Annotated in this window: 27 protein-coding genes; 17 read left to right on the top strand and 10 right to left on the bottom strand. The window is 70.0% G+C overall.

The window, feature by feature from the left end:
• Positions 1-12: 12 nt before the first annotated feature.
• Together AOK17_RS26185 and AOK17_RS53800 are read right to left on the bottom strand one after the other, a co-directional pair.
• Positions 13-747, bottom strand: a complete 735-nt coding sequence (locus AOK17_RS26185) for an alpha/beta fold hydrolase (protein WP_079053291.1) — start codon at positions 745-747, stop codon at positions 13-15.
• A gap of 735 nt (positions 748-1,482) precedes the next feature.
• Positions 1,483-1,650 (bottom strand): hypothetical protein, encoded by a 168-nt coding sequence (locus AOK17_RS53800; RefSeq protein WP_342671520.1) that lies wholly within the window; start codon positions 1,648-1,650, stop codon positions 1,483-1,485.
• A gap of 558 nt (positions 1,651-2,208) precedes the next feature.
• Between AOK17_RS53800 and AOK17_RS26180 the strand changes: the two genes are divergently transcribed.
• Positions 2,209-3,645, top strand: a complete 1,437-nt coding sequence (locus AOK17_RS26180) for a carboxylesterase family protein (RefSeq protein WP_055615022.1) — start codon at positions 2,209-2,211, stop codon at positions 3,643-3,645.
• A 59-nt stretch (positions 3,646-3,704) separates the two neighbouring features.
• Positions 3,705-4,727 (top strand): alcohol dehydrogenase catalytic domain-containing protein, encoded by a 1,023-nt coding sequence (locus AOK17_RS26175; protein ID WP_055615003.1) that lies wholly within the window; start codon positions 3,705-3,707, stop codon positions 4,725-4,727.
• 263 nt (positions 4,728-4,990) lie between these two features.
• Here AOK17_RS26175 and AOK17_RS26170 read toward each other — a convergent pair whose 3' ends face one another.
• The gene (locus tag AOK17_RS26170) at positions 4,991-5,608 is read right to left on the bottom strand and encodes a TetR/AcrR family transcriptional regulator (protein ID WP_055615002.1); all 618 of its coding nucleotides are present in this window, start codon (positions 5,606-5,608) and stop codon (positions 4,991-4,993) included.
• 124 nt (positions 5,609-5,732) lie between these two features.
• On the opposite strand from AOK17_RS26170, the gene AOK17_RS26165 reads away from it, so the two are divergent.
• Together AOK17_RS26165 and AOK17_RS26160 are read left to right on the top strand one after the other, a co-directional pair.
• The gene (locus AOK17_RS26165) at positions 5,733-6,725 is read left to right on the top strand and encodes an aldo/keto reductase (RefSeq protein ID WP_055615001.1); all 993 of its coding nucleotides are present in this window, start codon (positions 5,733-5,735) and stop codon (positions 6,723-6,725) included.
• Positions 6,726-6,971: 246 nt separating this feature from the next.
• Positions 6,972-7,343, top strand: coding sequence for a cyclophilin-like fold protein (locus AOK17_RS26160; protein ID WP_055615000.1), 372 nt, complete (start codon positions 6,972-6,974; stop codon positions 7,341-7,343).
• A gap of 28 nt (positions 7,344-7,371) precedes the next feature.
• On the opposite strand, the gene AOK17_RS26155 is transcribed toward AOK17_RS26160, so the two are convergent.
• Positions 7,372-8,325 (bottom strand): helix-turn-helix domain-containing protein, encoded by a 954-nt coding sequence (locus tag AOK17_RS26155; RefSeq protein WP_055614999.1) that lies wholly within the window; start codon positions 8,323-8,325, stop codon positions 7,372-7,374.
• A gap of 129 nt (positions 8,326-8,454) precedes the next feature.
• Between AOK17_RS26155 and AOK17_RS26150 the strand changes: the two genes are divergently transcribed.
• From AOK17_RS26150 to AOK17_RS52490, 3 genes are all read left to right on the top strand, one after another.
• Positions 8,455-8,850, top strand: a complete 396-nt coding sequence (locus AOK17_RS26150; RefSeq protein WP_055614998.1) for an MmcQ/YjbR family DNA-binding protein — start codon at positions 8,455-8,457, stop codon at positions 8,848-8,850.
• Positions 8,847-9,215 carry an MmcQ/YjbR family DNA-binding protein gene (locus AOK17_RS26145; RefSeq protein WP_055614997.1) on the top strand — a complete coding sequence of 123 codons (369 nt, stop codon included), beginning with the start codon at positions 8,847-8,849 and terminating at the stop codon, positions 9,213-9,215. The genes AOK17_RS26150 and AOK17_RS26145 overlap by 4 nt, the downstream gene beginning before the upstream one ends.
• 117 nt (positions 9,216-9,332) lie before the next feature.
• The gene (locus AOK17_RS52490; RefSeq protein ID WP_245697357.1) at positions 9,333-9,653 is read left to right on the top strand and encodes a hypothetical protein; all 321 of its coding nucleotides are present in this window, start codon (positions 9,333-9,335) and stop codon (positions 9,651-9,653) included.
• 86 nt (positions 9,654-9,739) lie between these two features.
• Here the strand turns inward: AOK17_RS52490 and AOK17_RS26135 are convergent, their stop codons facing one another.
• Positions 9,740-10,054: a DUF2568 domain-containing protein gene (locus AOK17_RS26135; protein ID WP_079053290.1), complete on the bottom strand. Its 315-nt coding sequence runs from the start codon at positions 10,052-10,054 to the stop codon at positions 9,740-9,742.
• Between the two features lie 23 nt (positions 10,055-10,077).
• Here AOK17_RS26135 and AOK17_RS26130 point away from each other — a divergent pair, with 23 nt between their 5' ends.
• Complete coding sequence (locus tag AOK17_RS26130) at positions 10,078-10,443, top strand: aromatic-ring hydroxylase C-terminal domain-containing protein (protein WP_157881392.1); 366 nt, start codon at positions 10,078-10,080, stop codon at positions 10,441-10,443.
• 86 nt (positions 10,444-10,529) lie between these two features.
• The gene (locus AOK17_RS26125; RefSeq protein ID WP_055614994.1) at positions 10,530-12,680 is read left to right on the top strand and encodes an MMPL family transporter; all 2,151 of its coding nucleotides are present in this window, start codon (positions 10,530-10,532) and stop codon (positions 12,678-12,680) included.
• 208 nt (positions 12,681-12,888) lie between these two features.
• Here AOK17_RS26125 and AOK17_RS26120 read toward each other — a convergent pair whose 3' ends face one another.
• Positions 12,889-14,340 (bottom strand): HAMP domain-containing sensor histidine kinase, encoded by a 1,452-nt coding sequence (locus AOK17_RS26120; protein WP_055614993.1) that lies wholly within the window; start codon positions 14,338-14,340, stop codon positions 12,889-12,891.
• A complete protein-coding gene (locus AOK17_RS26115; protein ID WP_055614992.1) occupies positions 14,337-15,029 on the bottom strand; it encodes a response regulator transcription factor in 693 nt (230 codons plus the stop codon). The genes AOK17_RS26120 and AOK17_RS26115 overlap by 4 nt, the downstream gene beginning before the upstream one ends.
• A 412-nt stretch (positions 15,030-15,441) precedes the next feature.
• Here AOK17_RS26115 and AOK17_RS26110 point away from each other — a divergent pair, with 412 nt between their 5' ends.
• Positions 15,442-16,245, top strand: coding sequence for an NAD(P)/FAD-dependent oxidoreductase (locus AOK17_RS26110; RefSeq protein ID WP_245697355.1), 804 nt, complete (start codon positions 15,442-15,444; stop codon positions 16,243-16,245).
• A 466-nt stretch (positions 16,246-16,711) separates the two neighbouring features.
• On the opposite strand, the gene pgm is transcribed toward AOK17_RS26110, so the two are convergent.
• Positions 16,712-18,349 carry a phosphoglucomutase (alpha-D-glucose-1,6-bisphosphate-dependent) gene (pgm, locus tag AOK17_RS26105; RefSeq protein ID WP_055614991.1) on the bottom strand — a complete coding sequence of 546 codons (1,638 nt, stop codon included), beginning with the start codon at positions 18,347-18,349 and terminating at the stop codon, positions 16,712-16,714.
• Between the two features lie 235 nt (positions 18,350-18,584).
• Here pgm and AOK17_RS26100 point away from each other — a divergent pair, with 235 nt between their 5' ends.
• Positions 18,585-19,259, top strand: coding sequence for an RNA polymerase sigma factor (locus AOK17_RS26100; RefSeq protein ID WP_055614990.1), 675 nt, complete (start codon positions 18,585-18,587; stop codon positions 19,257-19,259).
• On the top strand, positions 19,256-20,344 hold the full coding sequence (locus AOK17_RS26095; protein WP_055614989.1) for a CU044_5270 family protein: 1,089 nt from the start codon (positions 19,256-19,258) through the stop codon (positions 20,342-20,344). Before AOK17_RS26100 ends, AOK17_RS26095 begins: the two co-directional genes overlap by 4 nt.
• 111 nt (positions 20,345-20,455) lie before the next feature.
• Here AOK17_RS26095 and AOK17_RS26090 read toward each other — a convergent pair whose 3' ends face one another.
• Positions 20,456-21,478 carry a DNA-directed RNA polymerase subunit alpha gene (locus AOK17_RS26090; RefSeq protein WP_055614988.1) on the bottom strand — a complete coding sequence of 341 codons (1,023 nt, stop codon included), beginning with the start codon at positions 21,476-21,478 and terminating at the stop codon, positions 20,456-20,458.
• A gap of 236 nt (positions 21,479-21,714) precedes the next feature.
• Complete coding sequence (locus AOK17_RS26085) at positions 21,715-22,458, bottom strand: class I SAM-dependent DNA methyltransferase (RefSeq protein ID WP_055614987.1); 744 nt, start codon at positions 22,456-22,458, stop codon at positions 21,715-21,717.
• A gap of 249 nt (positions 22,459-22,707) precedes the next feature.
• Here AOK17_RS26085 and AOK17_RS50170 point away from each other — a divergent pair, with 249 nt between their 5' ends.
• From AOK17_RS50170 to pqqE, 5 genes are all read left to right on the top strand, one after another.
• Positions 22,708-22,866, top strand: a complete 159-nt coding sequence (locus tag AOK17_RS50170; RefSeq protein WP_107102500.1) for a pyrroloquinoline quinone precursor peptide PqqA — start codon at positions 22,708-22,710, stop codon at positions 22,864-22,866.
• A 10-nt stretch (positions 22,867-22,876) separates the two neighbouring features.
• Positions 22,877-23,767 (top strand): pyrroloquinoline quinone biosynthesis protein PqqB, encoded by an 891-nt coding sequence (gene pqqB, locus AOK17_RS26080; RefSeq protein ID WP_055614986.1) that lies wholly within the window; start codon positions 22,877-22,879, stop codon positions 23,765-23,767.
• Positions 23,764-24,498, top strand: a complete 735-nt coding sequence (pqqC, locus tag AOK17_RS26075; RefSeq protein ID WP_055614985.1) for a pyrroloquinoline-quinone synthase PqqC — start codon at positions 23,764-23,766, stop codon at positions 24,496-24,498. Before pqqB ends, pqqC begins: the two co-directional genes overlap by 4 nt.
• Positions 24,495-24,908 (top strand): pyrroloquinoline quinone biosynthesis peptide chaperone PqqD, encoded by a 414-nt coding sequence (gene pqqD / locus AOK17_RS54005; protein WP_079053289.1) that lies wholly within the window; start codon positions 24,495-24,497, stop codon positions 24,906-24,908. The genes pqqC and pqqD overlap by 4 nt, the downstream gene beginning before the upstream one ends.
• On the top strand, positions 24,905-26,009 hold a 1,105-nt coding region (gene pqqE / locus AOK17_RS26065; protein WP_055614984.1), incomplete at its 3' end, for a pyrroloquinoline quinone biosynthesis protein PqqE. The genes pqqD and pqqE, both read left to right, overlap by 4 nt.

Below are 26,009 nucleotides of genomic sequence, written 5' to 3'. Positions count from 1 at the left end.
TCTATGGATGGTTCAGGTAAGTGTGTCCAGGAACTCCAAGAGCGTGGTGTGGAGGAGTTCCGGTCGTTCGAGGTGCAGGTCGTGGTTGGTGCTGGGAACGCTCATCGCCACAGTTGTGGGTGGCTGCTGGAGCATCTTGTCGACGTCTGACTCGGAGAGGACGCTCGACTGGGCGAGCGCGACGAGGATGGGGCAGGTGATCTGCCGCCATTCGTGGTCGAAGGAGTGCTGGGCTTTTTCCGTCAGTGCGGCGACCGTGACGTCCCGGTCGAAGCGCGGGTGCCAGGTGCCGTTGTGCTTTTCCAGTCCTGCTGCCCAGTCCGTGACCACTGGTCCGCCGCCGAAGAATTCGGCCGCCGCTGCACGTGAAGGGAATGGGGTCGCCCATGAGTCGAACCAGTCGCCGATCTCTTTGGGGCCGTTCGGATTCGGGCCGTCGGGGCCGGCTTCGACGAGGACAAGTCCGCGCACCATTTCGGGGTGGGAGGCGGTGGTGAGCATCGCGGTGTGGCCGCCGAGCGACTGGCCGACCAGGACCGGTCGCTCCAGCCCCAGTTGCTCGGTGATGGCCACGACGTCGGCGATCAACACTGCTCCCCACGCCCGTGGGAATGCTCCAATCACGTCCTGGACGAAGGAAGCCTGGGCCACGCAGCTTGCTCTGGTGTAGCCCGTCGACGGCCGATGGCCTGCGATGAAGGCAACAGAGGCTCGGCCCCAGAGCACCAGGGTGGAACCTCTGCGCATTGGAAAGGGAATCCGCTGCGGGCGGGTTCGAAGGCCGTCCTTGAGCTGGCGTGATCGTCCTTCAAGCTTTCGGCACGATCCTGTCGGGCCTCATTGAGGCCGAGTTGAGGCCGCAAGGACAGGCACAGACTGACAAGGGCTGGCTAACCCCAACATGGATAACCGTATCTGGCCTGCGAAAACGTCAAGGATGAGCGTTGATCGGCAAGGACCGCCAAGATCCTCAAAGGACTCATAATCCGTCGGCCGTGGGTTCGAGTCCCACCCGCCCCACCTGCGTAGGCCTCTGAACTGCGGAAATGTTCATTTTGTCCTGTCGGATCGTCAACTTTGCCTGAACGGACTGAATCCGCTGCGCGCGAGTTCGGCTCCGTTGTGGTCGGTGTTGGTTCACATCGCTCTCATCTGCGCAGATGTCGTGGTCTGGTGAGGGGGCAGGTTTCCGCGGGTGGCGTATGCGAGGCGTTGGGTGCCGGATTCTGGACGCTGGCTGGACACGGGGATTCAGAAGTGCTGCCCGGGGACCTTCGAGTAGGCGGCTCGGCCAGGTCGGCGGGCGGGCACGGAAGCAGTCCGAATGGGGTGCGGTCCGAGCTGGGACGCGAAAACGGCCCGTACTGGAAACGGCCCAGAGAGGACCGACCAGGCGGGGCGGGGGCGGACGGGCTGGGCGGCTCCCGCACATGCAGCCGCCGGTCTTTCCTGCTCATCCCGTTCCTCCCGGGTCAGCGACGCCTACCGCTGAGGCGAGACGTGACGACCTTGCCCGACAGCGCGGCGGCGAGAAAGCTCCCGGTAGGGAGCCGGCGGGATGCTCACCACGCCCCGGTCACGGGCGCGGGCCGCCTCCTCGGGTGTCGCGGCGCGGGCTTGCCGGCCGAGCTCGGCGGCCGTCTCTGCCAGGGTCTGGAGACCGCGGGAGTTGGACAGGAGGACGTTGGCCGACCGCGATCGCGAGCCGGGCGAGGCTCGTGACGAACGACGGCCTGCTGCGCCCCGATCTCACCGCCGAGGTCTGGTTCTGTTCAGCAGCTCCCTGAGCCAGGCCGACCTGACGACCGGTGACAGCTATCCGGGCCAGGAGCGCCGCCTCCTCCTGCGCATCTCCCTCGACCGCCTCAGCAGCCGCAACACCGCACCCCTACGGGTCTCGGTGACAGGGAGTACAGCTCTCACCGCAGCGGGCGCTGTTCGCGCGAAGACGCCGGATCAAGAAGAAGAGACCGACCTCTTGCGGGAGGTCGGGCCGACCCGTTGGCCAACGATCCGGCCGTCGGCCATGTAGGAGAAGCTCATGGCCGCACCGAGATCTTGTTGCCGAAGTGTCACCTGATGACCACCGGGTGACCGCCACCCGCCGGGCGTTTTGTCGGATCCCGGGAAACGATGGGAGACGTCACCGCGAGCAACCAGCCGCCGAAGCACCGCGCGAACACCCGAATCGCGCTGGAAGGACATGCCATGACCGCCACCGCGCCCAAGGCGCCGACTGCACCAGGGGTGCGGTCCTGGTGGGGAATCCCGTACGCCACCGCCGAGCGGTACCGCCGCCCCGTGGTCGGGGATTTCGATCCGGACCGTCCCTATGACCGCAAGGGCGTCGTCTCTGTCCAGCCGGACAGCGGCGACTGGCTGGAAGCGGACAGCGGGATGGGCGAGGACTGTCTGAACCTGAACGTGTGGGCTCCCGAGCAGCCGACCGGGAAGGCGCTTCCGGTGGCCGTGTACATCCATGGCGGCGGATTCGAGTACGGCGCGAACACGCAGATCACCTCGAACGCCGCCGGTCTCGCCGCGTCGGGGCGCGTGGTGGGTGTGTCGGTCAACTACCGGCTCGGCGCGCTGGGTGCGCTCTCGCTGTCGCAGTACGGCGGGCGGCTCGCCGAGGCCAGTAACCTCTGCCTACAGGATGTCATCGCAGCACTGACCTGGATCAAGCGGAACATCGCCCACTTCGGTGGCGACCCCGACAACGTCACCGTCTACGGCCACAGCGGCGGCGCCTATGCCACCTTCGGGCTGCTCGGCGCCGCCTCCGCGGGCGGCCTGTACCGGCGATTGGCCGGCTTCTCCGCCGGGCCCTCGCGTCTCCAGCCGGCCTGGTGGGCCGAGGAACTCGCCCACCGGTTCGTCACCGAGCTCGGCGTCGCGGACAACCCGGAGAAGCTGCTCGACCTTGATACGGCCTCGCTGGTGGCCGCCCTGCACAAGGTCACCCCGACGGACCTCGGAGTCCGTGGCGGGATGGACAGCAAGAGCCTCGGCGTCGTCCTGGACGCCGGACAGCCCGGCGCGGTGCTGCACGCCCACCCCATGGACGAACTCGCCTCGGGCGCACACCGTGATGTCGACGTGCTGCTGAGCATGGCCAGTGACGACATGGGCTGGTGGGTGGCGAACGACCTCGACCGGTTCGACCCGCACACCGTCGACCGCATCGTCGACGAGGTCGCCGGGTGGCGCATTCCCCGCTCCCGCGCCAAGAAGATCGTCGACGCCTACGACCAGGGCGGCCGCACCCCTGCCGAAGTTCGCGCCGCACTCCTGTCGGACTACATCTTCGGGCTCCCCGCAGCCCGCGGCGCCCTGGCGCACACCGCGGCGGGCGGCAACGCCCATCTCCTTCTGATCGGGCCCGCCGAGGGCGCGCCCGCCGTGCACGGCACCGAGATGTACGCGCTGGTCGGCCAGGAACGGCCGGGCCGCAGCGCAGAACAGGCCGACCGTGACACGCGTATCCGCGACATCGTTCTCGACTTCGCCACCGGCGAGCAGCCCCGGCTGTGGCCCGCCGTCACGAACCGGCCCACCTCGGAAAGCGTCGGCAATCCTCCCTTCGAGGCCACCGCCCACTACCAGCAGGCCCTCGACCTGTGGGAGGGCATCGACCGCCCCTGACGGTCATCGGGCGATACCCAACCGCGCACCACGGGGGCGAACGGAGTAAGGAACCCGACATGAGCCAACCGACAGCAGCCGGCGACGCCGCACAGGCGACGATGCGGGCCGTCGTCGTCACCCGGCCCGGCGGCCTCGACGCACTGGAGATCCAGGATGTGCCGGTGCCCGCACGCAAGCCCGGCTGGGTGCGGATCAGGGTGAAGGCGTTCGGCGTCAACGAGTCCGAGGTCACCACCCGCAAGGGCGAGTCGGACGCGGAGGTCACCTACCCGCGCATCCCCGGCATCGAGGGCGTCGGCGTGGTCGACGAGGCCGACGAGGACAGCGGGCTGCGCCCGGGGCAGCAGGTCGCGACCATGATGGGCGGCATGGGTCGCTCCTCCGACGGCGCGTACGCCCAGTACGTGAGCGTTCCAGCCGGGCAGGTCATCCCGTTCGAGTCCGGTCTGCCGTGGGAGGTCGTCGGTGCGCTGCCGGAGATGTTCCAGACCGCCTACGGATCGCTGACCACCGGCCTGGACCTCAAGGCCGGGCAGACGCTGCTGATCCGCGGCGGCACCTCCACGGTCGGGCTGAGCGCGGCCACGATCGCGAAGGACCTCGGAGCCACCGTGCTGTCCACCACACGCAGCCCCGGTCGGGCCGGGGAATTGCGGGCCGCGGGCGTCGACCATCCCCTCGTCGACAGCGGCACGATCGCCGACCAGGTGCGCGAGCTGATGCCGGAGGGTGTCGACGCCGTACTGGAGCTGGTGGGCTGCTCGGTCCTCGCCGACACCCTCCGCACCGTTCGCCGGCACGGCACTGTCTGCTTCACCGGAGCCCTGGCGGGCCAGTGGACGATCCCCGATTTCAGCCCGTTCATGATCCCGGGCGGGGTGCGGCTGACGTCCTACGGCGGTCAGGCAGCCGACCTCCCGGCCGACGTCTTCGCCCACCAGCTCCAGGCCATCGCCGCAGGACGCCTCAACGTCCCCGTCGCGAAGGTCTACCACGGCCTGGAACAGGTCCGTGACGCCCAGGCCGACGTCGAGTCCGGCACCACGCCGGGCAAGCACGTCGTCGTCCTGGACGACTGAGACCCGGGCAACCGAGAAACGACAACCAACCACTCCCGATGCGCGAGGGCCGACAACGTAAGCGCCGGTGAGCACGAAATCCTGACACCGCGTGAGGCGCAAGGGGCGCCCGTGCCTGCCCCACCAGGCACCTGTTCCCCTGGCCAGGAGCTCTGATTCGTCAGCAGGATGCGCCCATTGGTGACAAGGGCGGCCGGTGGTGACAAGGGCGGCCGGCGCCGTTTGGGGAATGTTCGAGCAGGGCTGCCGCCGGTCCGGGGACCTCAGCGTGCTCGAGGGAAAAGCCGCTCGACAGCGGTCACCACCGCGGTGCGGCGGGCGGCGGTGGTGGGGTCCACGGCGTGTGCGGCGGCGGCCTCGCTGAGTTCGGGTTGCGACGCCCAGGTCATGGCGATCTGGTTGACCAGGGCGAGGACGTCGGCCGGGTCCCAGGCGGGGTCGAGCTGTCCGGCTTGCTGCACCTGGCGGAGCAGGTCGATCTTGCGGGCGATCACTGCCTGGTCGGGATCGTCGGCGCCGGTTGCGGTGCCCGGCAGCTCGAGGCGGCCCCAGGTGATCAGGCGGTGGTGGTCCGGACGGGCGACGAAGTAGTCGAACAGGCGGCCCGCGTAGCCAGGGAGGTCGGTCGGGTCTATCTGGGTGGCCTCGGCGATGACGACATACTCCCGTGCAGCGACAGCGGCATAGAGCGCGTCTTTGCTGCGGAAGTAGGCGTAGACGCGTTCTTTGCTGGTCTTGGCGAGCTTGGCGATGCGGTCCACGCGGGCGCCGGCGATGCCGTGGCGGGCGAACTCCTCCATGGCAGCGGCAAGGATGCGCTCGCGCGTGGTGTCGGCGGCGGCGGGAGCTGCGGTCTGGCCGGAGTCGCGGGACTGGGACATGGGCCCAGGATAGAGCACCGAACCGTTTGGTTTGGCATCCGGCTGGCCGGCGCGTAGGGTCAAACGGAACAGTTCGGTTTGGCCTCTGCGGGTGAAGCCGGCGAACCACTGAGGGAGTGAACTCATGCAGCACCGCAATCTGGGCTCTCAGGGCCTGCGCGTCTCGGCGCTCGGCCTGGGGACCATGGGCATGTCCATGGCCTACGGCGCCTCGAACGACGACGAGGGCATCGCGACCATTCGCCGCGCCCACGAACTCGGGATCGACTTCTTCGACACCGCCGAGCTGTACGGGGCCGGTACCGGCAGCAACGAGATCCTCCTGGGCAAGGCGGTCAAAGACTTCCGCGACGAGGTGGTCCTCGCGACCAAGTTCGGCTTCGACATGACCGCCCCGGCGCTCAGCCCCGGCTTCAACAGCCGCCCGGAAAACATCCGCAAGGTCGCCGAGAACAGCCTGCGCTACCTGCAGAGCGACCGCATCGACCTCTTCTACCAGCACATCTCCGACCCCGCCGTTCCGGTCGAGGAGGTCGCCGGCGTGGTCGGCGAACTGATCACCGAAGGCAAGGTGAAGTGCTTCGGCCTGAGCAACGTCGGCCCCCAGTACATCCGCCGCGCCCACGCCGTCACCCCGGTCTCCGTGCTCCAGTACGAGTACTCGCTCTTCGAGCGGGAGGTCGAGGAGAAGATCCTTCCCGTGCTGCGGGAACTCGGCGTCGGCCTGGTGCCCTACTCCCCGCTCGGTCGCGGCTTCCTCACCGGCCAGGTCAAGCCCGCCGTCGAATACCCCGCGGACGACATGCGCAGCTGGGACGAGCGTTGGCAGGGCGAGAACTACACGTACAACCTGCACGCCACCGAGCAGCTCAAGGACCTGGCCGACACCGCGGGTATCACCGTCGCCCAGCTCGCGCTGGCCTGGCTGCTCGCCCAGGGCGAGGACGTCGCGCCCATTCCCGGCACCCGCAGCACCAAGCGCCTCGTGGAGAACGCCGGCGCCGCCGACGTCCAGCTCTCCGCCACCGATCTGGCCCGCATCGCCGAGATGCTTCCCCACGGCTCGGCAGGCAGCCGCCTCCCGGCCGCGGTGCTGTCCAGCTTCACCACCGACTGAACCGCCCCTTCACGCGGCCCGCACGGGCCGGTCGACAGCAGCCGGTGACGCCGCACAGGTGACGTGCGGGTCATCATCGTCAACCGGCCCGGCGGCCGAGAATGGTAATTCAACCGACCTGCCATCGCGGTGACGTCGAAGTTGCCTTCACACGGTCCGTGCCGAAGCGAAGCTCCTACCCGATGAACGCGGCGTCCGAGTCGGCCTGACGATCACTGCAACTACACCCCGGAGAGCGGAACTCCTATGAGAATCCGACTGACCGCCGGAGAGACCGTCCTCAGCGCAACCCTCGACGACAACGCGACGGCACGCGACTTCGCCTCGCTGCTTCCGCTGACTCTGCGGATGGATGACCTGTTCAAGCGCGAGAAGTACGGTCACCTGTCCCGGTCTCTCGCCGTGGGAGGCGAGCCGCGGTTCAGCTACGAGATCGGCGACATCGCCTACTGGTCACCTGGTCCCGACATCGCCGTCTTCTATGACCACGACGGCGAGTCCATCCCCGACCCCGGCATCGTGATCCTCGGGAAAATCGACCACTTGGGGGCCGATGCCCTCAAGAAGTACGACGGCGCGGTCGACGTCGCCATCGAGGCCATCGAGGCCATCGACTGAGACCCAGCCGGAAACCACCGAGATCTCGTCAACCAAGGGAGGGAGGGGGGAGAGTCGGGGATTCGCCGGCCGCGAAGGCGGACGGGGTGAGGCCGGTGCGGTCTCGGAAGAAGCGGCCGAAGTTCGCGGGATCGGTGAAGCCGAGGTGGACGGCCACGGTCCGGGCATCCCATTGGGCGCCTCTCAGCAGGCGCCGGGCTTCCAGGAGGCGCCGCTCGTCGATGAGCTCGCGTACTCCCTTGCCGGTGGCGTCTTGGGCGGCGCGGCTGAGGGTGCGGACCGAGCAGCCGAGCAACTCGGCGTAGTCCGCGGCTTGGTGCAGTTCGCGGAAGTGAAGTTCCAAGACGTCCAGGAAGCGTCCGTACCGGTCGGCGCGGCCGGTGCCTGCCGTGGCCGTGCCGGTGGGGGCGATGCCCGGGGAGTTGGCCAGGCGCAGCAGCAGCGATTCGAGCAAACTGCGCCGCAGGGCGTGGTGGATGTCGAGGGGGCGGCGCCCCAGTGCGCGGTGCTCGTCCAGGAGCTGGAGTGCCGTCTGCTGGAGCCAGGCGGTGTCGTCGGGATGCGGGCTGAGCACGGCAGGGGCCTCGTGCGCGGTGAGCGGGGCCAGAAGACGGGCGAGGTCGGGCCGCAGTACATCCGGTTCGAACAGGATGAACGGGCCGCGGGCCGCGCCGGGCGGATGCCAGCACTGCACGTGCCCGGGACGCACCCACAGCCACTGGCCGGGGGCGACGGTCCGCGTGACGTGGTCGACGTCGTGCCGCAGCTCACCCTCGGTGACCGCGATGAGGTAGTGGAAGGTGGCACGGCCCGGACGGGGCGGGTTCCACGGCCAGTCGTCGTGCTGGGCGAAGAAGTCCTCGACGGTGCCCACCTCAAGGCCGTAGGGAGTACCGACCGGGGGCTGGAAACCGTACAGCGGAACCGCAGCTGGTCCGGCCGTGCTTCCGCTCGGATCGGGGTGTCGCTTGTCGACCATCACGTGTCCGCAGCCTACCGCCCTTCCGGTCGGCTGCGGCGGAAGGATGGGACGTGCCGGCGCGCCCGCGCGGCGCGCTCCGCGCCTTCTGCGATGCCACAGCCCGTCACCACCTGAGAGGGCTCACCACCCATGAATGCATCGACCCTGCACGAGACCGCTGCCGAGTGCGCGGAGGAACTCCCCGGAGCCCGGCTGGAGCACCCCTTCGGCCCCGACTGGGAGGTCTACAAGGTGCGCGGCAAGGTGTTCATGCTGATGACCGAAGTCCCGGGGCGTCCCGTCGTGATCCTCAAGGCGGACCCCGGCGAGGCCCACGCCCTGCGGGAGCAGTACAGCCACATCACCCCCGGCTACCACATGAACAAGAAGCACTGGATCACCCTGGAGAGCGGAGAAGGCGTCGACGAGGAGCTCGTCAGGGAGCTCGTCACCGACTCCTACCGGCTGGTCGTCGCCCACCTGCCCAAGGCCGAGCGGCCTGTCGACCCGCACACCTACGGCACCGTCACGCGGGCGGCCCGGTGAGCGCGGCCGGTGACCGGCTCCAGGACACCGCCCGCCGGGCGGCCCTGGCCCTCCCCGACGTCAGTCACGGCTACCCCTTCACCCCGGGACTCGACGTATACAAGGTCGCGGGGAAATTGTTCCTGATCGTCACCGACGACCCGGACGAACAGATCATCACGGTCAAGTGCGAACCCGAACACGCCCGCGCGCAAGAACGCGGCTACGCCTCGATCACACCGGGCCGCTACCTCGACAAACGCCACTGGATCTCGCTCGGGCCGGGACCCGGCATCACCGAGCGGCTGGTCACCGACGCGGTCGAGGATTCCTACGACCTGGTCGCCGAGCGGCTACCGCGACGCGACCGCCCCAGTGCCCGATGAGCACCACGAGCTTCCCTACGAGCGGCTGAGCCACGCCTGTCAGTGCCCAGTGCCCAGTGCCCAGTGTGCACGGCTCGCCCCGTCCGCACACGTGTCCGCTTCCGACCCGAGAGACCAATGGAACCGACCCTGCCGCTCTTCGACGAGGAGCCCGCCCGGCCCCTCGCCGACCGCCTGCGCCCCACCTGGCTGGAAGATGTCGTCGGGCAGGACCATCTCCTGGCCCCGGACGCCCCGCTGGGCCTCATGGTCGCCCAGCAGCGCCTCGGCTCCGCCATCCTGTGGGGCCCAGCCCAGCCCGCGCGGGGCCGACGCGATGTCCGTGCCGTCCCCAGATGTGGGTGCCGGAGCTATCCCCGCGTGCGCGGGGATAGCTCCGCCGCTCATCTCCGCCGGGCCGAACTCCGGGGATGTCGGCCCTCCTGCGGGCACGCTTGAGGAAGTCGAAGTTGGGTGTGGCTCTGTGGGAGGGATGGCTCCGCCGGCGCACATCCGGCCAGCGGCGGGAACGTATCGGAGGCGGATCAGTGGCTGAGCAGCCAGCCGATTCGGTCGTGGGCGAGGACCTGGTAGCCGACCATGATCACAAGGAGCCGGCGGGCCGCGCGGCGCAGGCCGGCGAAGTTGCGTGCGGCCACCGCGCAGAAGAACACAGTGAGTTCGAGGAGCAGGCGCACTGGTCCGGGGGTGTGGATATCGCTCTCGCCGGAACGGGACGGGTCATCCGGCACGGCGAAGGAACCCCACGCCCAGCCCACGGCCACGGGCAGTGCGACGGCCGGCAGCCAGCGCCACGGAGAGGGGACCTTGCGCCAAGACCCTCGACGACGCCCACCGATGCGTCGCCGACATGCTTGCCGGCATGGACGTCCGGTACGACCTCGGCGACGGCCACCGGCTCGTCGGCACCCTGTGCCCGGACATGAAGTTGACGCCGGAGCGGCCCGACCCGGACGTCGTCACCGCGGTGACCCGGTCGGCGGACCTGCTGCGTGAGGGGCGTGGGCTCCTGCTCGACCTCGTCGACCGCGCGGAGGCCCGCGACGCCGCGGCCTCGTGGACCGGAAGGGTCAACACCGTCCCCCCCCCCGCACGGACCGGGTGGACGCCGACGCGCTGCTCATCCGGCCCCACGGCTGTCTCGCCCGGACCTTGCCCACCGGGGCAGGACCTCGACGCCACCACGCCGGTGCGTGCGCCGGGCACATGGTCCGGCCAACCGGCCTGAGCACCGCATTAACAGTCGCCTCAGGTTCGCTCACTAGGAAGTAGGCATCCAGATAAGCGATGCAACCCGTATGTAGGAGGCTAGTGATGGCAGTCAACGCAGCGCCGTCCGGGGAAGCGCCGGCCGGTCGGTTGGCAGGCCGGTGGGTGCCATGGTTGGTGATTGGCTTGTGGCTGGTGCTGGCGGCGGGCATGGTGCCGCTGAGCGGAAAGTTGAGCTCGGTCACCACCGACAGCGCCGTGGACACCCTGCCGGCCAGTGCCGAGTCCACCAAGGTGGCGGCGCTGGACGACAAGCTCCCCGGTGGTGAGGACAACACGTTCGTCTTCGTGTACCACCGCGACGGCGGCATGACCGACGCCGACCGCGCGACGGTCGAGCGCCACTACGACACCCTTACCAAGCAGTATCCGCCGAAGGGGACGGCGGCGGCCGGCGAGGACGACGAGGGCTCACCGATGAGCCGCTCCACCGATCGCGAGGCGATGGTGTTCACCCTCGACGTGAACACGTCCTACGGCCCACCGGAGGACCTCGTCGGCCCGGTACGTGATGCCGCGAAGGACCGCCCCTCCGGCCTGGAACTCGACGTGACCGGCCCGGGCGCGATCGACGGCGACATGGATGCCGTCTTCGACGGCATCGACACGCAGGTCCTCCTCACCACCATGATCGTCGTCACGCTCCTGCTCATCCTCACCTACCGCAGCCCGGTGTTGTGGATCATCCCGCTGGTGGCTGTCGGCGCGGCCGCACTGACCTCGATGGGGACCGTCTACCTGCTCGTCAAGGGCTTCGGCATCGTGGTCAACGACCAGAACTCGGCGCTGCTGACGATCCTGGTGTTCGGCGTCGGCACGGACTACGCGCTGTTGCTCATCGCTCGATACCGGGAGGCACTGCACCACCATGAGAACGCCCGGGTCGCGATGGTCCACGCGCTACGCGGCGCGGCGCCGGCCATCGTCGCGTCCGCGGCCACCGTGGTCGCCGGCCTGCTCTGCCTGCTCGTCGCGGACCTGAACAGCACCAGCGGGTTGGGCCCGATCGGTGCGGCCGGCATCCTGTGCGCGCTGGTGGCCATGCTGACGCTGTTCCCGGCGGTGCTCGTGGTGCTCGGCAGGCGCATCTTCTGGCCGGCCATCCCGCGGTTCAGCACGGCCGTGGAGGAGAAGCCGGGGCTGTGGGGACGGCTCGGCACCGCCATCAGCCGCCGCCGGTGGGTGGCGACGCTCGGCTCGCTCGGAGTCCTCGGCGTGCTCGCGCTCGGGCTGGCGGGCAACACCGGCGCCCTGCGGGAGCAGGACCAGTTCCTGAACACGCCGGAGTCGGTCAACGGCTTCACCGTTCTCCGCCAGCACTTCCCGGAGCTCGGCGGCCAGCCGATGACGATCTTCACGCGGCCGGCGCACCAGGAGCGGGTGCTCGACGTCGTCAAGGACACTCCCGGTGTGGCCGAGGCCGTCCCGGAGCAGACCAGCGGTGGCTGGGCCACCATCTCCGTGACCCCGAAGGACGCGCCGGACACCGCCGCGGAGTACGACACGATCAAGCGGGTGCGCACCGCCGTGCACGCGGTGAGCGGGGCTGAGGCGATCGTCGGCGGGCCGAGTGCGGAGAACCTCGACACCGAGGTGACCACCGTGCGCGACGAGAAGCTGGTGATCCCGCTGGTGCTCGTCGTCGTCCTGATCATCCTCGGGCTGCTGCTGCGCGCGATCCTGGCCCCGCTGGTCCTGATGACCACCGTGGTCATCTCATTCGCCGCGGCCTTCGGTGGCAGCGTGTTCTTCTTCGACACGGTTCTCGGGTTCAAGGGCATCGACTCTTCGGTGCCGCTGCTGGCATTCCTGTTCCTGGTGGCGCTCGGCGTCGACTACAACATCTTCCTGGCCAGCCGGGCCCGGGAGGAGACCCTGCGTCTCGGCACCAGAGAGGGCATGCTCAAAGCCCTCTCGGCCACCGGTGGCGTCATCACCTCGGCAGGCCTGGTCCTGGCGGCCACGTTCGCGGTCCTCGCCACACTTCCGCTGGTGATGCTGGTCGAGGTCGGATTCCTGGTCGCCTTCGGCGTGCTGCTCGACGCCCTGCTGGTGCGGTCGGTCCTGGTGCCCGCCCTCACCTTGCTGATCGGCCGGCGGATGTGGTGGCCGAGCCGGCTGTCCCAGCCGGCGGCGGAGCTGCCGGTCAGTCAACAGCCGCTCACCGCCGACGAGGAGCCCGCGCTGCAACGGTGAGCGCGGCGGCACGGACGAGATCCGGGACGGGCACCCAGGCCCGTCCCGGATCTCTTTTCATGGGCCCGACGGTCGCCGCCCTTTGGTCCTGCGCCGTGCGGCCGGGGCTGGGGTCGGCGCATCGCGGTGTCCTGCTCCGACGGTGAGCCGCGCGGGGCCGTGCCCGGGGGCCGCCGTCCCTTGTCCTGCGCCGCGCCGCCGGGGCGGGTCAGCGCACCGCGGTGTCCTCCCCGGCGGTGAGCCGCGCGATCGGGGCGGGCGGGGCCGCGGCCGGAAGGTCGATCCGAAGCAGCGCGCCACCGCGTGCGGAGCGGGCGACGGTGGCCCGGCCGCCGTGGGCGTCGACGACCCGCTGCACGATCGACAGCCCCAGACCGGATCCCGGCAACGCCCGGGCGCTGTCGGCACGGTAGAACCGGTCGAACACCCGCGGTACGTCGGCGGCGTCGATGCCCGGCCCGGCGTCGTCCACCTCGAGCACCACCGACGCGCCCTCGGCACGGAGCCGGACCTGGACCGGCTGGTCCGCGGGGGACCACTTGCCGGCGTTGTCGATGAGGTTGAGCACCGCCCGCTCGAGCGCAGCGGGACGCCCGCTCACCCACACAGAGGTCACGTCGAGCGCGACCTCGACGTCGGGCACGCGGGAACGCGCCCGGATCACGGCGGCCACCACGACGTCGGCGAGGTCGAGCACCTCGGTGCTCTCGTCGCTGACGTCACCGCGCGCCAGGTCGGTCAGCTCGGCGACAAGGGTGCTCAACTCGTCCACCTGGGCGCCGAGATCGTTGAGCAGCCGGGTCCGGCTCTCCGCCGGCAGTGCGCTGTCCAGGGTGCCGCGCCGATCGAGCCGGATCAGCAGCTCGACGTTGAGGCGCAGGCTGGTGAGCGGGGTCTTGAGCTCGTGGGCGGCGTCCTCGGCGAGCAGCCGCTGGGCCAGCCGTGAGTCCCGGAGCGCGGCGAGCATGCCGTTGATCGACTGGATCAGCCGCCGGATCTCCCCACCGCCCTCATCCGGGATGTCGGCGTCGAGATCCCGGGTGTGCGCGACACGTACCGCGGCGGCGGTCAGCCGGTCGATCGGTGCCAGCCCGGTCCGCGCCACGGTCCGCCCGACAAGGGCACCGCCGACCACGCAGAGCAGCCCGATCAGCAGCATGCCGAACCCGAACTGGTTGATCGGGCTGTCGTCGACGACGTGGGCCACCTGGACCGCGCCGTCGCCCGCCCGCAGCGTGTAGATGACGTAGCCGTCGTCGTCGCTGTCGTTCGACTCCATCAGGTCGGCCGACGCGCCCCGCGCCACGCGCCCGGCGTGCTCGCTGACCGGGGGCAGCGCGGGTTGGCCGGCCGGCGTCCGGATCGAGCCGTCGGGCAGGATGACCCGCACCAGCCGACCGGATCCGGGATACGGCGGTAGCTGGACCTGCGCCAGACCGGCGCGCTCCGCGTTCGTCGCCAGGACGCGGGAGTCGGCGCGCAGCTGATTCTCGGCGGTGTCCTGCAGCTCCCAGTCCAGTAGCTCGCTGGCCACCTGGAAGGCCGCGAACACGCTGACCGCGATGGCCGTCGCCGCGATCACCGTCAGCCTGGCCCGCAGGGACCGCCGGCGCCACCACCGGGTCAGCCGACGCGGTTCCCGGCCGGCGGGCCTGCTCACGGAGGAGTCTCCCGCAACGTGTATCCCAGGCCGCGCAGCGTGTAGATCAATCGCGGCTCACCCTCGGCCTCCAACTTGCGGCGCAGGTAGCTCACGTATACCTGGAGGTTGTTGGCGGTGGAGCTCATGCCGAAGCCCCAGATCGCCTCGAACAGCGCGTCGCGGGTCACGACCCGGGTCGCGTTGCACACGAGGACCTCCAGGAGGGAGAACTCGGTCCGGGTCAGGCGCAGCGGCCGCCCGCCCCGCCACGCCTCGAACCTGTCGGGATCGAGCCGGACGTCGGCGAACGACAGGATCTGCGACTCCTCGTCGGTCGGCGTGCGCCGGCGCAGCAGGGCCCGCACCCGGGCCAGCAACTCCTCGGTGGCGAACGGCTTGGGCAGGTAGTCGTCGGCGCCCGCGTCCAGCCCCGTGACGCGGTCGGAGACCTGGTCACGGGCAGTCAGCATCAGCACCGGCAGATCCCGACCCGCGGCCCGCAACCGCCGGCAGGTCTCCAACCCGCCGAGGCGGGGCATCATCACGTCGAGGAGCAGCAGATCCAGCGTGTCACCGCCGGCCCCACCGACCCCGTCGAGCACGGCGAGACCGTTGGCGACGGTGCTCGTGTCGTAACCCTCGACCTGGAGCACCCGCTCCAGCGACCCACGGATGGCCGCGTCATCATCCGCGATCATGATCCGCACGCCGGCCCGCCCCCTTCCAGTCGATGTTTTTGCCGCTCATCGTCCCCGATGAACCTGAGGCCAGGCTTAGAGCGTCGCGTGGGGACCGCGCTCTTGCGGATACCTGAGAAATGGAACCTACTACGAGCATCTGCCCCGCAGTTCGCAGTCGCGGGTGTACTGGGCGATGACCGCGGTGATACCGCGTCGGCTGACCGGGGCGACCACATCGGCCTGGCGCACCGCATGACCGGCGGGGAGCTGACACTCGGCAATCGCCCGTCAGCTGCTGTGGAAGGTACCGCGCAAGATCGCCGGTTTCCTCAACTTCAAGCTGCTGCTCACCAGGCTGGGCGAAGGACTCTTCTGCTGTCTGCGACTGCGCGGTTTCGAGAAGTTCCTGCACGGCCCGGGCAACGGCCTGCGCCGCCGGATGATCAACTCCATCGGATCTGTCTCGGTACGGCAGTTCGGCCTCGTGAAGCTCGGCCTGGTTCCGGCCGGCCACATGGAGGACATCGTCCGCGGGGCCATCGGCCTTGCGAGAGAGGGCTTCTTCGAGGGCGTCGCGGACGGGAGCATCACCGTCCACCGCGACCGGACCATCACGCGGCTGCTCGGCGGGCACGGCGGTCCCGCGGCCGAGCTGAGCGACGGCAGCACGCTCCGCGCCGACCTGGTGCTCTGCGCCACCGGCTTCACCCAGGGCGTGCCGTTCCTGCCCGCCGAGACGCGGCGCCAACTGCTCGACGGGCGCGGCAACTTCATGCTCTACCGGCAGATCCTGCCCCTCGGCGTTCCCGGGCTCTACTTCAACGGCTACAACTCCTCGTTCTTCAGCCCGCTCAACGCCGAGATGGCGGCCCTCTGGATCGCGGCCGACCTCGCGGAGGCAGTGGCGCTGCCCGGCCCCGAGGCCATGCGTCGGGCCGTCGTCGAGCAGCCGGCGTTCATGGACGAGGCCACGGACACGCATCACTGCCGCAGCACCAAGATCATCCCGTTCGCGATGCACAACGTCGACGAGGTGCTCGCCGACCTCGATCTGAACATCGGCGCCACGGTACGGGCCTCGCACTGGCTGGGCGCGGTCAATCCCGCGGCCTATCGGCGGGTGACCCCGTTGCTGCTGCGGCGCCTGCCACCGAGCGGGCCGCGACCTGGGCCCGGCTTCACCGGCCCGACACCGGTGGACAGCTTGTCCGGAAACGAAGAAGTGCCCAGCGACCTGCGGTGACGGGGCTTCTCCAGGGCCCCGTCAAGCACCATTGGCGAGGCTGGCCAAGACCCGCCAAGGCCGGCAAGGTCCCCGAGGGGCTCATGATCCGTCGGCCGTGGATCGAGTCCCCCCAACACCCGTGGGGGCCCGCTCAGTTACCGGCGGAGTGTGGATCAGCCGCAGCGGACGGCAGATGCTCGTGCGCATCTGCCCGAGCCAGACCCCTGGGGGCGGCCCACAACTGGAGTTGTCCGGAGTCCCAGGCGGCGGTCGCCTGTTGGCGGCTGGGCGGCCTCCCAGGCAGCCGCGGCCTGACGCTCGCCCGCCGTCCACGTGGCCTCGGCCTGACGTTCGGCGGCGGCGAGGCTGCCCCCGGTCCTCATCGCTTCGTCACCCCGATCGCGGCCAGGCGGCGACACGTGTCGTCATGACGACGCTTCCGTCATGACGGGGCACTTCCGTCATGACGACGCGCTTGTCCACGTCAGGCGCTCAACGCCGCCAGCACCACGGACCTGGCCTCGTCCTGGACCTGGCGCAGGTGGTCCGGGCCGAGGAAGGACTCGCCGTAGATCTTGTAGACGTCCTCGGTGCCCGAAGGGCGGGCCGCGAACCAGGCGTTGGCGGTGGCGACCTTGATACCGCCGAGGGCGGCGCCGTTGCCGGGGGCCTCGGTGAGCACCGTGGTGACCGGCTCGCCGGCGAGGGTGTCGGCGGTGACCTGGCGCGGGGACAGCTTGGCGAGCAGCGCCTTCTCCTCGCGGGAGGCCGGGGCGTCGACGCGCGCGTAGGCGGGGGCGCCGAAGCGGTCGGTGAGCTGGGCGTAGTGCTGCGACGGGGTCTTGCCCGTGACCGCCGTGATCTCGGAGGCGAGCAGGGCCAGGATGATGCCGTCCTTGTCGGTGGTCCACACCGAGCCGTCGCGGCGCAGGAAGGACGCGCCCGCCGACTCCTCGCCGCCGAAGCCGAGCGTGCCGTCGGACAGGCCCTCCACGAACCACTTGAATCCGACGGGGACTTCGACCAGCTGCCGGCCGACGTCCGCCGCGACCCGGTCGATCATGCTGGACGACACCAGGGTCTTGCCGATCCCGGCGCCCGCGGGCCACTGCTCCCGGTGCGAGAACAGGTAGGAGATCGCCACGGCCAGATAGTGGTTGGGGTTCATCAGGCCGTCCGGCGTGACGATGCCGTGCCGGTCGGCGTCGGCGTCGTTGCCGGTGGCGATGTCGAACCGGTCACGCTGCTCGATGAGTGAGGCCATGGCGTACGGCGAGGAGCAGTCCATGCGGATCTTGCCGTCCCAGTCCAGCGTCATGAAACGCCAGGTGGGATCGGTGAGCGGGTTCACCACCGTGAGGTCGAGCCGGTGCTCGTCGGCGATCCGGCCCCAGTAGGCCACGGAAGCCCCGCCCAGCGGATCGGCGCCGATGCGCACTCCGGCGGACCGGATCGCGTCCAGGTCCAGCACGTTCGGCAGGTCGGCCACATAGGTTCCGAGGAAGTCGTGGCGGCCGGTGCCGGGTGCGGCGAGGGCACGGGCGTAGGGGATGCGCCGTACGTCCTTCAGGCCGCCGGTGATGATCTCGTTGGCGCGGTCCTGGATCCAGGAGGTTGCCTCGGACCCGGCGGGGCCGCCGCTGGGCGGGTTGTACTTGAAGCCGCCGTCGGCGGGCGGGTTGTGCGAGGGGGTGACCACCACGCCGTCGGCGAGGCCGGAGGTGCGGTTGCGGTTGTGGGTGAGGATGGCGTGTGAAACGGCCGGGGTGGGCGTGTAGCCGTCGGTCTGGTCGATGAGGACGGTCACGTCATTGGCGGCGAACACCTCCAGGGCCGTGATCCGCGCCGGCTCGGACAGGGCGTGGGTGTCGGCACCGAGGAAGAGGGGGCCGTCGGTGCCCTGGGCGGTGCGGTACTCGCAGATGGCCTGGCTGGTGGCCGCGATGTGGTCCTCGTTGAACGCCGCCGCGAGGGACGAGCCGCGGTGCCCCGAGGTGCCGAACGCCACCCGCTGCCCGGGATCGGCCGGGTCCGGGTGCAGCGCGTAGTACGCCGTGACCAGGCGGGCCACATCGATGAGGTCCTCGGGCCCGGCGACCTGCCCCGCTCGCGCGTTCTGCATGTGCCCGCTCCTCCGCAAGAGTCGACCATTGGGTACGGCCCCCATTCTCCCCTGCCCGGCCCACCATGACGCGCACCGGGCGGCCGTGGTGGCAGGTGGCACGCGTCGTAAGCGCCCGATGCGTACGACGACGGCGTACGACGACGAAGGTCCGCGACAAGCTGGGCACGGTTGGTCCGGCCATGGCGTGACGTGGATCACCGCAGCGCGGTCCTCGCCGCGGACAGGGAGGAGTGTGGAGATTTCACTACGGGCCCGGGTGCGAGCCGGGGATCCGGATGCGTTCAGGCAACTCTTCGACGAGCACGCTTCGGTGGTCCACCGGCATGCCGTGCGGATGACCGGCAACTGGGTCATGGCCGACGACATCGTGTCGCTGACCTTCCTGGAGGCATGGCGGCTGCGCGAGCGGGTGCTTCCGGGTGACGACAGCCTGCGTCCGTGGCTGCTGGGCATCGCGACGAACGTCGCGCGCAACACCGCGCGGGCCGCGCGAAGACACCAGGCCGCGCTCAGCAAGGTCCCGCCCCCAGACCCCGTGCCGGACTTCGCCGACGAGGTGACCCAGCGTATGGCCGACACTGCCGAACTGGCCGCCGCACAGAAGGCGTTGAGCAGGATGCGCCGCGGGGAACGCGAGGTGTTCACGCTCTGCGTGTGGGAGGGCCTGGACGCCGCCACGGCGGCCGAGGCCCTGGGCGTGGCCGTCGGCACCGTACGGGCCCGGCTCTCCCGCGCGAGAAAACGCCTGCGCAAGCTCACCGAACTCGAACTCGGCCGCGGCACAGAAGGCGGCATGGGGCAGAGCCGAGTGCAACGCCCGGCCGCGGTCGGACAGTTACCGGGCAGCCACCAACAGGCGGCTCGGTCCACGCAGGAGAAGAAGCGCACGCAGGAGAAGAAGCGATGAACACCAACCCGCGACGACGCGATCAGCCGGTCGACCACGACGATCTGGCGGAGCTGCTGCCGGCGCCCGGCCGGCCGGTGCTTGCGCAGGACCGCCATCGCGTACTGAGGGACAACCTGATGGAGCACATCACCCGCGAGAGCACCCCCGAGCAGTCGGCGGCCACGAATACCTCACCGAGCATCTCACCCGATCTCCCCGTACGCAGGGACCCCGTACGCAAGGGCCCCGCACGCAGGCGCCCCGGGCGGCGCCTCGTTCTCGTCGCCGCGCCGCTGGCACTGGCCGCCGTCGTGGGCCTGGGCGTGGTGGCGGTCGACAGCGCGCAGGACGGCCGGCGCGGCACACCTGCCGCAGATGCCACCGCGGACGACCACCGGAAAGCCTCGCAACTGCTGGACCGGATCGCCCTGGCGGCGGCCGACCGCCCGGCGGTCACGGTGCGCGACGACCAGTACGTCTACACCAGGTTGCAGGGGTCGTCCGACGAGTTGGGCTGGCCCGCGACGCCTCCGAAGGACACCAAAGGGCTCTTCACGCCCGCCCCGGTGGCGTACGAGGGCACGGTCCGGCGAGAGCAGTGGGATTCGGTGGACGGCGAGCGGGACGGTCTGAGGAAGTCCGTCGGGCTGTCCTCGACGGGCGAGCCCGATTCTTCCCACCAGGACGTGATGACCATGGGCGGCGCCGGATACCTGGCCTTCCGGCGGCTTCAGGCTCTGCCCACCGATCCCGACGCGCTGCTGAAGAAACTCTCCGGCGACGCCAGGAATGTGGAGGAGAGCCGCCTCACGGAAGTGATCGTCGAGAACCTCGGAGCCGTCATCGACGACGCCACCCTGCTGCCCGACCTCAGCGCCGCGATCTACCGTGCCATGGCCAGGCTCCCGGGCGTGCGCGTCGTGGACCACGTCAAAGATGCCGCGGGACGGGAGGGTGTCGGTCTTACATTCGAGGGTGCCCCAAAGGGCTACGCCTGGGTCTTCGACTCGTCCAGCCTCGTCCACCTCGGAACAACCGATGCGGCGCTCATGGAGGTTGGCGTCGCGGACAAGGCGGGTGAGGTGCCGGCCGGCTCGTCCTGAGTGAGCCGCCGGAGGGCGCCCGCCGCGGCGGACGCCCTCCGGTTTGCCGTCTCAGTCTTCACCGGCTCCACGGTTTCCCGGATCCCCCGGGATCCGGTCGTGGCGCAGGGTTCAGTACTGCTCGGTCTCCACGAAACCCGCGTCCGCGTCGTCGTCCGCGCCGAAGGCGTCGGCGGCGGCGGTCGGGTCGAATCCGGGCGGGCTGTCCTTGAGGCCCAGGCCCATGCCGGCGAGCTTCGCCTTGACCTCGTCGATGGACTTCGCACCGAAGTTGCGGATGTCCAGGAGGTCGGCCTCGGAGCGGGCGACGAGCTCTCCCACGGAGTGGACGCCCTCGCGCTTGAGGCAGTTGTAGGAGCGGACCGTGAGGTCGAGCTCCTCGATCGGCAGCACCAGGTCGGCGGCGAGCGCGGCGTCCGTCGGGGACGGGCCCATGTCGATGCCCTCGGCGTCGATGTTGAGCTCGCGGGCCAGACCGAACAGCTCGACCAGGGTCTTGCCCGCCGACGCCATGGCGTCACGCGGAAGCATGGCCTGCTTGGTCTCGACGTCGACGATCAGTTTGTCGAAGTCGGTGCGCTGCTCGACACGGGTCGCCTCGACCTTGTACGTGACCTTGAGGACCGGCGAGTAGATCGAGTCGATCGGGATGCGCCCGATCTCCTGACCGACCTGCTTGTTCTGTACGGCGGAGACGTAGCCGCGACCGCGCTCGACGGTCAGCTCCATCTCCAGCTTGCCCTTGCCGTTGAGCGTGGCGAGGACGAGGTCGGGGTTGTGGACCTCGACACCGGCCGGGGGCGCGATGTCGGCGGCGGTGACCAGACCCGGGCCCTGCTTGCGCAGGTACATCACGACCGGCTCGTCGTGCTCCGAGGAGACGACCAGCTGCTTGATGTTGAGGATCAGGTCGGTGACGTCCTCCTTGACGCCCGGCACGGTGGTGAACTCGTGCAGGACACCGTCGATGCGGAGGCTGGTGACAGCAGCGCCGGGGATCGACGAGAGGAGCGTGCGGCGGAGCGAGTTGCCGAGGGTGTAGCCGAAGCCCGGCTCCAGCGGCTCGATGACGAACCTGGAGCGGAACTCGTCGACGACCTCTTCGGTCAGGGACGGACGCTGAGCAATGAGCACGAGGTGTTGCCTCCAGTAGTTTGGCGCCCGCTATGTGACGCCGTAGACACCTCGAAGGGTACGGGCGATCCGGGCGTTCCGGTCTCACCGGAGGCCGAACCGCCGTCTCCGACCCGGCGAGGAGGCTTCCGGACATCCTCCCGCCACCAAGAGGAACTCGGCTCCGGACAGCGCGTACAACAGCTGGTTTCGGCAGGAATCGCAGCTCCTTCGGGGAGCGGGGAGTGGACTCGAACCTACGGTGATGGTTTCCGCCACACAGAGATGTGTTTCGCGGAGTTCTCGGTGAACGGTTCCCCGGACCAGTCCGCGACACGCCGTTCCAGTTCGAGCCCCGCGAGCCGGGCCATCAGGTCGAGCTCCGCCGGCCATGCGTACCGGTGCCGTGAACTGTCGCGGCGGTAGCGGTCGCCGTCGCCGTCGCGGGTGAAATGGTGCGAGACGAGCATCTGCTCGACCAGGTCGAAGGTGTCGAAGCCGAGATGCCGCTCGGACACGTCGAACGGAACCGCCACCTGCCCCGGCGGCAGGAACCGCAGCGGCGGCACGCCCAGCTCGATGACGAACCGGCCGCCGGGCGTCAGGTGACGGGCGGCGTTGCGGAAGCACTCGACCTGCTCGTCCTGCGTGAGCAGGTTCGTGATGGTGTTGTAGACGAGATAGACCAGCGTGAAATCGCCGGGAACGACGGTCGTGGCCATGTCCCCGATGGTGACCGGGAGAGTCTCCTCGTCGATCTTGCGACGCAGGACCGCCGCCATGTGTTCGGAGAGCTCGATGCCCGCCACCGGCACGCCGCTTTCCCGGAGCGGGACGCCCACCCGACCCGTTCCGATCGCGAATTCCAGCGCGCGGCCGTCTCCGGCGAGATCGGCGAGGAATGCGAGGGTCGGTCCCAGAAAGGCAGCCGAGGACCTCTCGTTCTCCTCGGCGTCGTAGCGGTCGGCGGTCGCTCGGGTCCACAGCTCACTGCTTGTCACGACCGGTCACTCTGCCGGGCCGGGCGAGGCGGTGTCGACGCATTTTCCGTCCGGCGCGGGATCGGGCCGGATCTGATTCGGGGTGGATCTGATTCGGTTCGAGTGATTGACCGTGTTCCGTCAGATGGTGATGCTGGAGCAGAGGACTGAACGCGAAGCACTCTTATGAACGCCGTGTCCAGTCTGTCCAGGTACAACCAGTAATGATCTGTTCGATCCTGAACCCCACGCAGGAAGGCAGGAACAGACATGCAGGAGATCCGGAAGCCTCAGGAGATCCGCAGGACGCAGGAGACGCCGGACCGGGCAGGAGCCACCGTCACCGGTGGGAAGGTCTGGCAGTCACCCGACTACGAGGTCGTCGACACCGCGCTCGAAGTGACGGCGTACCGACTGGTCACGCGGTAGTCCCGCCGCTGTGCTGCTGCAGGTGCTCGGCACCGCGGCGGGCGGCGGACTGCCCCAGTGGAACTGCGCGTGTCCCGGCTGTGCCGGGGCACGCGCCCATCCGGAGCGGCGCCGCCGCCACGCGTCCCTCGCCGTGCGAGCGGACGCCGGTCGCTGGTACATCGTCAACGCCACCCCCGACATCGGGGACCAGATCGAGGACACCCCCGCGCTGCACCCGGGCCCCGGTGCCCGGCAGACGCCGGTCGCGGGCGTCGTCCTCACCGACGCAGAACTCGACCACACCCTCGGCGTCGCGCGGCTGCGCGAGGCGGACGGCGTGGAACTGATCGCCACCGCCCCGGTACGCGATGCACTGCTCGCCGGCCCGCGCCTCGGAGCCGTGCTCGGACCGTACACAGAGCTGCTCTGGCGGGAGTTGGGCCCGGCTCCGCTGCCACTCGGCCCGGAACTGGAGGCCGTCGCCGTGCCCATCGCCGCCAAACGCCCCCGGTACGCGGCGGGAACGGGCGACGACGACCCCCACTGGGTGGTCGCCCTCGTGCTCCGCGAACCGTCCACGGGGAAGACCCTCGTCTACGGTCCCGCCCTCGCCGCCTGGCCCCAGGCGCTGCAGGAGGCCGCCGAGGCCGCCCACTGCGTCATCGTGGACGGCACCTTCTGGGACGAGGACGAGCCCGTGCGCACCGGCATCTCCAGCAGGACCGCGAGCGGCATGGGGCACCTGCCGATCGACGGCTCCGCCGGCACCGCGCACCGGCTGACCGGGCTGCGCGCCCGCTGTCTGTACATGCATCTCAACAACACCAACCCCCTGACCGACCCGGACGACGACCGGCACAAACAACTGGCCGACCGGGGACTAGAGGTCGCCGCCGACGGAATGGTCATCGAGCTGTGACGACAACACCTGTACGGGACACGACCGCCCAGGACCGGCAGAACCCCTGGAGCCGCCCGGAGTTCGAAGAGCGACTGCGCGACATCGCCACCACCCGCTACCACGACCGCCACGTCTTCAACGTACGGATGCACGAGGGCGCCCTGACCCCGGCCGAGCTGCGCCGCTGGATCGCCAACCGCTTCCACTACCAGCGGCACATCCCCGTCAAGGACGCCCTGATCCTCGCCAAGTTCGAGGACCCGGCACTGCGCCGCATGTGGCTGCGCAGGATCGTCGACCACGACGGCGTACGGGAGGGGGAAGGCGGCATCGAGCGCTGGCTGCGGCTCGGCGAGGCGGCCGGGCTCGACCGGGAACGGCTGTGGTCGGCCGAGGACGTACTGCCCGGGGTGCGGCTGGCCGTCGACGGATACGTCAACTTCTGCCGGCTCAGGTCCCCGCTGGAGGCCGTCGCCGCCTCCCTCACCGAGTTGTCCGCTCCCGGAATCATGCGCACCCGCATCGCCGCCTTCGAACACCACTACCCGTGGATCGAGGCCGAGGGGCTCGCCTACTTCCGGACCCGCGTCGAACAGGGCAGCCGGGACAGCGCCGAGGCACTCGCACTGGTCCAACGGTGGGCACTCACCCGCGAGGAACAGGAACGGGCCGTCGCCGCGCTCGCCTTCAAGTGCGATGTGCTGTGGTCGCTGCTCGACGCCGTGGACGGGGCGGGGGAGGGGTCATGAAGCCTCTGAAGGAGGCGTCCCCCGGCGACTACGCCTCGCCCGCGAACGAGCACGTGAGCTCGGACGGGAGCCCGGACGAGAGTGCGGACGAGAGCCCGGTCGAGGGAGCGGGTGCGGACTCGGGCGAAGTCGCCGTTGCGGACGCCGGGCACTGGACTCCGGCGCTGAGCCGGTCCGTCATGCTCCGGCACGACCGGGTGCGCGGCACCGACCTGTTGCTCATGCCGGAACGGGTGGTCGTGCTGCGGGGCAGCGCGGGTGCCGTCCTGAGGCTCTGCGACGGCCGACGCGAAGTCGCGGCGATCGTCGCGGAGTTGGCGGAGCGCTTTCCCGATGAGTCCGGCGCGTCCGTCGCCACGGAGGTTCCGCAGTTCCTCGGGCGGATGCGCGAGGAGGGCTGGATTCGATGACCTCGACCTCCGCCGCGCCCGTCGCCCCGCCCTGGGCGCTGCTCGCGGAACTCACGCACGGCTGCCCGCTGCACTGCGCCTACTGTTCCAACCCCCTGGAACTGGTACGCAGATCCGCGGAACTCCGTACCGACGAGTGGGCCGAAGTCATGCGCCAGGCAGGGGAGTTGGGCGTCGTCCACACCCACCTCTCCGGCGGTGAACCGCTGTTGAGGCGCGACCTGCCCGAGATCGTCGAGGCGGCCGACTCGGCGGGCATCTACACCCAGTTGGTCACCAGCGGCGTCGGTCTGACGCGGGAGCGGCTGACGGCCCTCATCGACCGTGGGCTGCGCAGCGTCCAACTCTCCGTGCAGCACGCCGAATCCGCCGCCTCCGACCGGATCGCCGGAACCCGCTCCTTCGCCGCCAAGCGGAGGGCCGCGGCCCTGGTCCGGGATGCGGGACTGCCGCTGGGCCTGAACGTCGTACTCCACCGGGACAACCTGGACGCGATCGGCGCCCTACTCGATCTGGCCCTGGACTGGGGTGCCGAGCGGATCGAGCTGGCGAACACTCAGTTCTACGGCTGGGCGCTGGTCAACCGGGACCGGCTGCTGCCCGGCCGGGAGCAGATCGACCGGGCGCGGGCCGTCGTCGAGGCCCGACGGGAGCAACTGGCCGGTCGGGTGGACGTGGTGTGGGTGGTGCCCGACTACATCGACGGGATCGCCAAACCCTGTATGGGCGGCTGGGGTGCCGTGTCGCTGACCGTGACCCCCGACGGCACGGTACTGCCCTGCCCGGCCGCCGCCACACTGCCGGGGCTCGACGCCCCGAACGTCAAAGACCGTTCCCTGGAGTGGAGTTGGCGCCATTCGCCCGCGTTTCAGCGCTACCGGGGCACCGACTGGATGGCCGCACCCTGCCGCTCCTGCCCCGAGCGGGAGACCGACCTCGGCGGCTGCCGCTGCCAGGCGTACGCGCTCACCGGAGACGCCTCCCGCACCGATCCCGTGTGCGGGCTGTCCCCCGACCACGGCTTGGTACGGACGCTCGTCGACGCACCCGTATCGAGATCCGCCCCGCCGACCGTCCCCCGTTCCCATCCCCCTGCGGGGC

This window comes from Streptomyces phaeochromogenes, assembly GCF_001418655.1.
In the GTDB taxonomy this organism is placed as follows: domain Bacteria; phylum Actinomycetota; class Actinomycetes; order Streptomycetales; family Streptomycetaceae; genus Streptomyces; species Streptomyces phaeochromogenes.
Note: the sequence above shows the minus strand (reverse complement) of the source record. Positions and strands in the feature narration are given on the sequence as shown.